The sequence below is a fragment of the Actinomadura geliboluensis genome (assembly GCF_005889745.1).
Classification (GTDB): domain Bacteria; phylum Actinomycetota; class Actinomycetes; order Streptosporangiales; family Streptosporangiaceae; genus Spirillospora; species Spirillospora geliboluensis.
Genome location: NZ_VCKZ01000514.1, coordinates 1 through 5,874, shown reverse-complemented (window position 1 = coordinate 5,874; position 5,874 = coordinate 1). Strand labels below are relative to the sequence as shown.

The window sequence follows — 5,874 nt, the reverse complement described above, 5'->3', positions numbered from 1 at the left end:
TCTCGTGGGCTCGGAGATGTTTATATGAGACAGGGGCCGGGCACCCGCAGCCGCTGGGCGTCGCCGCGGGCGCGGGCGCGCTCGTCCTGCACGTCGTCGTCGGCTACCTGACGGGCCGCGTCGTCCCGCACCGCGCGACGGCGCCGCTGGCGTTCGGCGCGACGGCGATGTGGGCGGCGCTGCGCATCCCCGGCGTGTCGTGGTGGAGCCTGCTCCCCCCGGCCGCGTTCCCCCGCATCGACCTGTTCACCACCCTGCGCCCCCGCGTGTTCGCCGACCAGGTCGCCTGGACGGCCGGGCTGACGGCCGCGCTGATCCTCGGCTACGTGCTGTGGGCGACACGGCGGTTCCTGCTCGTCCTGCCGCTGGCCGCCGCGCTCGCCGCGACCGGCACCGCCACGCTCGGCCTGCACGACTCCGGCGGCGCCGCGGTCCGGACCGCCGACGCCGAGCCCGTGTGCCGGGAGTGGCCGCTGGTCGTCTGCGTGCACCCGGCGCTGCAGAACGCGCTGCCTCGGCTGACGGAGGAGATGGTCCCCCTCGCCGCGCGGCTGAACGGGACCCCCGGCGCGTTCACGGCGGTGCGGCAGCGTCCCGGCTGGGCGCCCGTCGAGGTCACGGGCGGCACCGCCTTCGTCCACCTCGACGAGGGCCTCTCCCCCGGATACGCCGCGCGCGCCGCCCGCCAGATCAGTCACGCCCTCAAGGACCCGAGCATGTGCGCGGCCGCCTCCCCCGGCGGCTACCGGGCGCTGGTCGACGCGTGGCTGCTCGGCGACGATCCCCCGTCCATCGACGACACCCGCGCGGCCCGCCGGTTCGCGTCCTGGAGCGAGCAGTGGCGCCGCGCGTGGCTGCGCCACCACTTCACCGAGTACCGGAACTGCGCCCTCGGCCCGGACGACTTCCGCCCGACCCAGCCCAAGAAGCACCGCGCGCCGGAGATGTCCCGCCGCGCGCTCAACCGGACGTGAGCAGCGCGCTCAACCGCACGTGAAGCTCACCCGCCGATGAAAAGGCGTTGTCCCCTGCGTGACCGCGGCGGCCACCCCCAGCCTGCCGCGGCCACGCAGGAGTCTTTCAGGCCCGCCCGGCCGGCTGCGGCTCGGCGGCGGGCGTCACGGGCCGGGCCCAGTGGCGTTCCACGAAGAACGGGGCCACCGGAAGGACGGCGGCGCCGAGGGCCAGAACCGTGCGCTTAATGTCCCACTGGAGCTGCTCCCGGACGAGGAAGACGAGCCCCACGTAGGCGATGAACAGGACTCCGTGCACCGGCCCCATCAGCTGGACGCCCACCGGCGCGTCCGCGCCGTACTTCAGCGGCATCGCGACCAGCAGCAGGAGAAGGAACGAGATCGCCTCCGCGACGGAGACGAACCGGAAAACACGAATCATGTCCACGCCCCGTCAACGGTCGATCGCGGCACGGGGTTTCGGCCGCACCTATGGCCTTGATCACACCCGGGACCACGTGGGAACACGCCGACGTCACCGCCTTGCCGGATAGGAGGACCGGGATGCCGGGAATGTGAGGGGCATGGCCGACGCCGAACCGAAGAACGACGCACCCCCCACGCCGTCCCGCGCTCCCCGGCGCGGCCTGGTGACCCCCCTCGTCCTGGTCGTCGCGACCGTCGCCCTGGTGCTGCTCGCGCAGCAGGCGCTGCGCGGCCTGCCGGGGTGGCTGAACCCGTTCGCCGAGGAGACGAAGGACCGCAGCGGGCCCGTCCTGCTGAAGTCGATCCGCGACCTGCACCGCTACGAGGCGGCGAGCGGCAGCTTCCAGGTCATCGTCGACCTGGAGAAGGACGCGAAGTTCCTGCCCGGCTCGCTGCGCGGCAAGCGGACGCTGTTCGTCGGGAACGGCACGGTCGACGCCTACGTGGACTTCTCCCAGCTCGCCTCGGGCGCCGTCAAGGTCAACGAGGACCGGACGGCCGCGACCATCACGCTTCCGCGCGCGCAGCTGGAGAAGACGAACCTGGACCCGAAGACCAGCTACGTCTACGCCACCGAGCGCGGCCTCATCGACCGCTTCGGCGACTTCTTCAGCAGCAACCCGAACAACCAGCAGCAGCTCTACGTCCTCGCGTCCCAGAAGATCCAGACGGCCGCGGCGCAGAGCGGGCTTACGCAGCGCGCGGACGCCAACACCAAGACGATGCTGGAGAACATGCTCAAGGCGCTGGGCTTCACGACGGTGACCGTCCAGCAGCCCAGCGCCCAGTGAGCGGCGGCGGGCGCTACGCGGTGGGCACGCGGATGATCAGCGCGTCGCCCTGACCGCCGCCGCCGCACAGGCCCGCGGCGCCGGTGCCGCCGCCGCGGCGCTTCAGCTCGTAGGCGAGGTGCAGGACGATCCGCGCGCCGGACATCCCGACCGGGTGGCCGAGCGCGATGGCGCCGCCGTTGACGTTGACCTTCTCCGCGGAGACGCCGAGGTCGCGCATCGACTGGATGCCCACGGACGCGAACGCCTCGTTGATCTCGATCAGGTCGAGGTCGTCGACGGTGAGGCCCGCCTTGCCGAGCGCGTGCTTGATGGCGTTGGACGGCTGCGACTGGAGCGAGTTGTCGGGGCCCGCGACGTTGCCGTGCGCGCCGATCTCGGCGATCCAGGAGAGGCCCAGCTCCTCGGCCTTGGCCTTGGACATCACGACGACCGCGGCGGCGCCGTCGGAGATCTGCGAGGACGAGCCCGCCGTGATCGTGCCGTCCTTGCTGAACGCGGGGCGCAGCCGGGCCAGGCCCTCGACCGTGGTGTCGGCGCGGACGCCCTCGTCCTTGGCGAACACGATCGGGTCGCCCTTGCGCTGCGGGATCTCGACCGGCGCGATCTCGTCGTCGAACACGCCGTTCTTGATGGCGGCGGCGGCGCGCTGGTGGGACCGCGCGGAGAACTCGTCCTGCTCCTCGCGGGAGATGCCGAGCCTGGCGTTGTGGTGCTCGGTCGACTCGCCCATGGCGATGCCGTCGAAGGCGTCGGTGAGCGCGTCGTAGGCCATGTGGTCGAGGACCTCGACGGAGCCGTACTTGTAGCCGCCGCGCGACTTCGGCAGCAGGTGCGGGGCCTGGGTCATCGACTCCATGCCGCCCGCCACGACGATGTCGAACTCGCCGGCCCGGATGAGCTGGTCGGCGAGCGCGATCGCGTCCAGCCCGGACAGGCACACCTTGTTGATCGTGATCGACGGGACGCTCATCGGGATCCCCGCCTTGACCGCCGCCTGCCGGGACGGGATCTGCCCCGCGCCGGCCTGCAGCACCTGGCCGAGGATCACGTACTGCACCTGGTCGCCGGCGACCCCGGCCCGCTCCAGCGCGGCCTTGATCGCGTGCGCGCCGAGGTCGGCCGCGGAGAAGTCCTTCAGCGAGCCCATCAGGCGCCCGACGGGGGTGCGCGCACCGGCGACGATCACGGACGTAGCGGTCATGTTGGGGGCCCTCCAGGTGGTGCTGCGCCGACGTTTGCCACCATACCCAGGGGAACGCCGACCGGTTCGGTTCGCCCCCGCCTGGCCGTCCTAGTAGGGAGAAAGCCCATGCTGACCCGTATCGACCACATCGGCATCGCCTGTCACGACCTGGACGCGACCGTGGAGTTCTACAAGGCCACCTACGGCTTCACCGACGCGCACTTCGAGGTGAACGAGGAGCAGGGCGTCCGGGAGTGCATGCTCAAGATCAACGAGACCGGGGACGGGGCGGCGAGCTACCTGCAGCTGATCGAGCCGATCCGGGAGGACTCGGCGGTCGCCAAGTGGCTGGCGAAGAACGGCGAGGGCGTCCACCACATCGCGTTCGGGACGGACGGGACCGTCGCCGACGAGGCGGCCGGCATCGCGGGCAAGGGCGTGCGCGTGCTGTACGACGCGCCGCGCAACGGATCCATGGGATCCTTGATCAACTTTTTGCACCCGAAGGACTGCCACGGCGTGCTGACGGAGCTCGTGCAGAAGCGCCGCGACGCGGAATGATCACGCGCGCCGGGCGCGGCCGGGGGCGCGACCGGATCGTGACGTGTTCGATATCACGGCGGGCGGCGGCGGGCCCGTGACCGCCGCTCTGTGACCGTTCGGACACATCTGGTGCATTTGCCCCCCAGGTACCTGGGCACCCTTGCCGCACCCGAACACGGCAACAAACCGGACATTCCACGCAGCGCGTCAAGATGAGCCCCCAACACGGCAGTGTCCGGAGTACGCTTCATTCGCCGGAAGAGGTCCTGGGGCACTGCGCCGTTCATGCCAGGCGTTCAACCGGTCCCCGGAACCACCCGTAGCCCCGTCACATCAGGATTGAGCCACATGCAGTCCGACATCGACGCCCAGCTCAGCAACTTCTTTGAAGACACGCCCCCGCGCGAGTTCGACGTGGTGCTTCGCGGCTACGACCGGCACCAGGTCGACGAGCACATCAAGCAGCTCGACAACGAGGTGCGGCAGACCCGCGAGCAGACACAGGCCCTGCAGCGGGAGCTGTCGGACGCCCATCGTCAGCTGCAAGAGCAGGAACGTCCCACCTACTCCGGTCTCGGTGCCCGCATCGAGCAGCTGCTGCGGCTCGCCGAGGAGCAGGCCACCGAGCTCGTGCAGGCCGCCCGCTCCGAGGCGAACGAGATCAAGGCCGCGGCCAAGGTCGACGCCGCCGAGCAGCGCGCCACCGCCGAGAACGACGCCGCCGAGCTGCGCGCCACCGCCCAGCGCGAGGGCGACGACATGCGCAACGCGGCCGAGCGCGAGGCCGAGGAGGTGCGCACCTCGGCCCGCCGCGAGGCCGACGAGCTGACCTCCACGACCGAGCGCGAGGTCGCCAAGCTGCGCGCCACCGCCGACCACGAGGTCGCCGAGAAGCGGGCGGGCGCCGAGCGCGAGATCGCCAAGCTGCGCACCACCACCGAGCGCGAGGTCGCGCAGCTGCGCGCGTCCACCAAGCGCGAGCGCGACGAGATCCTCACCACGGCCAAGCGGCAGGCCGACGAGATGCGCGCGCAGGCCCAGCGCATCCTGGAGGAGAGCGAGGCCCAGCGCGCCCAGGCCGAGGCCGAGTTCGAGATCCAGCTCGCCGCCCGCCGCGAGGAGGCCGACCGGCAGGACGCCGAGCGGCACTCCGCGGCGCAGGCCGCCACGCAGAAGCTGGTCGCCGAGGCCGAGCAGCGCGCCGCGTCCGCCGAGCAGCGCGCCGCGAAGGCGACCCAGCAGGCCGAGCAGACCCGGCGCGAGGCCGACTCGCACGCCAAGCAGCTGATGGCCAACGCGCGCAAGAACTCCGACAACGTGATCGCCGAGGCCAAGGCGCAGGCCGAGCAGCTGCTCGCCGAGACCAAGGCCGAGGCCGACCGCGTCCGGACGGCGGCGCAGCGCCAGGTCGACGAGCTCACCCGGCAGCGCGACAGCATCACCAGCCACCTCAACCAGCTGCGCCAGCTCATCGGCGGCGTCGCGCCGACGATGGGCGGCGAGCCCGAGCTGGCCGCGCCCCCGGAGAAGGCCGCGATCCCGGCGGCCGAGCCCAAGCCGGCCCCGGCGCAGCAGAAGCAGCAGCAGCCGGCCGCCGCGAAGGCCGCGCCCGCCAAGCAGGCCCAGGCCAAGAAGTCCGAGGAGGACGACGAGGACTGGTGGCAGGAGTGAGTTCCTGAGCACGGCGTCGAGGAGAGCCTAGAGGCGGTGAACGCCTCTAGGCTTTCCTTCGTCTTACCACCGTGGGACGTCGGTCCGACGGCCCCGAACCATGACCCGCGCGTGACCACGTCGCATCGGCGAGGCAGAGGACGAAGAGGAGAGCGGCGTGCCCGACGAGACCTCCCGCGAAGACGAGCCGGAGGCGGCGCCCGGCACGGGACGGCCGGCGGGCGAGCACCGCGTCCCCGCCCCC

6 protein-coding genes are annotated in these 5,874 nt (G+C 71.9%); 4 read left to right on the top strand and 2 right to left on the bottom strand.

What is annotated here, in order from left to right:
- Positions 1–167 precede the first annotated feature (167 nt).
- A complete protein-coding gene (locus ETD96_RS40050; RefSeq protein ID WP_138641700.1) occupies positions 168–974 on the top strand; it encodes a hypothetical protein in 807 nt (268 codons plus the stop codon).
- Positions 975–1,080: 106 nt separating this feature from the next.
- Here ETD96_RS40050 and ETD96_RS40045 read toward each other — a convergent pair whose 3' ends face one another.
- Positions 1,081–1,395 (bottom strand): DUF3817 domain-containing protein, encoded by a 315-nt coding sequence (locus ETD96_RS40045; RefSeq protein WP_138641699.1) that lies wholly within the window; start codon positions 1,393–1,395, stop codon positions 1,081–1,083.
- 142 nt (positions 1,396–1,537) lie between these two features.
- Here ETD96_RS40045 and ETD96_RS40040 point away from each other — a divergent pair, with 142 nt between their 5' ends.
- Entirely contained in the window at positions 1,538–2,230 is a 693-nt protein-coding gene (locus ETD96_RS40040; RefSeq protein ID WP_138641698.1) for a DUF4230 domain-containing protein, read from the top strand.
- A 13-nt stretch (positions 2,231–2,243) separates the two neighbouring features.
- Here the strand turns inward: ETD96_RS40040 and ETD96_RS40035 are convergent, their stop codons facing one another.
- Positions 2,244–3,434, bottom strand: coding sequence for an acetyl-CoA C-acetyltransferase (locus ETD96_RS40035; protein WP_138641697.1), 1,191 nt, complete (start codon positions 3,432–3,434; stop codon positions 2,244–2,246).
- Between the two features lie 108 nt (positions 3,435–3,542).
- On the opposite strand from ETD96_RS40035, the gene mce reads away from it, so the two are divergent.
- Positions 3,543–3,977: a methylmalonyl-CoA epimerase gene (gene mce, locus ETD96_RS40030; protein ID WP_138641696.1), complete on the top strand. Its 435-nt coding sequence runs from the start codon at positions 3,543–3,545 to the stop codon at positions 3,975–3,977.
- A gap of 330 nt (positions 3,978–4,307) precedes the next feature.
- Positions 4,308–5,630 carry a DivIVA domain-containing protein gene (locus tag ETD96_RS40025; protein WP_138641695.1) on the top strand — a complete coding sequence of 441 codons (1,323 nt, stop codon included), beginning with the start codon at positions 4,308–4,310 and terminating at the stop codon, positions 5,628–5,630.
- Positions 5,631–5,874: the final 244 nt, after the last annotated feature.

Excerpts from the sequence above, each read along its gene's own strand:
- ETD96_RS40040 (WP_138641698.1), top strand. The coding sequence starts at position 1,538 with ATGGCCGACGCCGAACCGAAGAACGACGCACCCCCCACGCCGTCCCGC.
- ETD96_RS40035 (WP_138641697.1), bottom strand. The coding sequence starts at position 3,434 with ATGACCGCTACGTCCGTGATCGTCGCCGGTGCGCGCACCCCCGTCGGG.
- mce (WP_138641696.1), top strand. The coding sequence starts at position 3,543 with ATGCTGACCCGTATCGACCACATCGGCATCGCCTGTCACGACCTGGAC.
- ETD96_RS40050 (WP_138641700.1), top strand. The coding sequence starts at position 168 with ATGTGGGCGGCGCTGCGCATCCCCGGCGTGTCGTGGTGGAGCCTGCTC.
- ETD96_RS40025 (WP_138641695.1), top strand. The coding sequence starts at position 4,308 with ATGCAGTCCGACATCGACGCCCAGCTCAGCAACTTCTTTGAAGACACG.
- ETD96_RS40045 (WP_138641699.1), bottom strand. The coding sequence starts at position 1,395 with ATGATTCGTGTTTTCCGGTTCGTCTCCGTCGCGGAGGCGATCTCGTTC.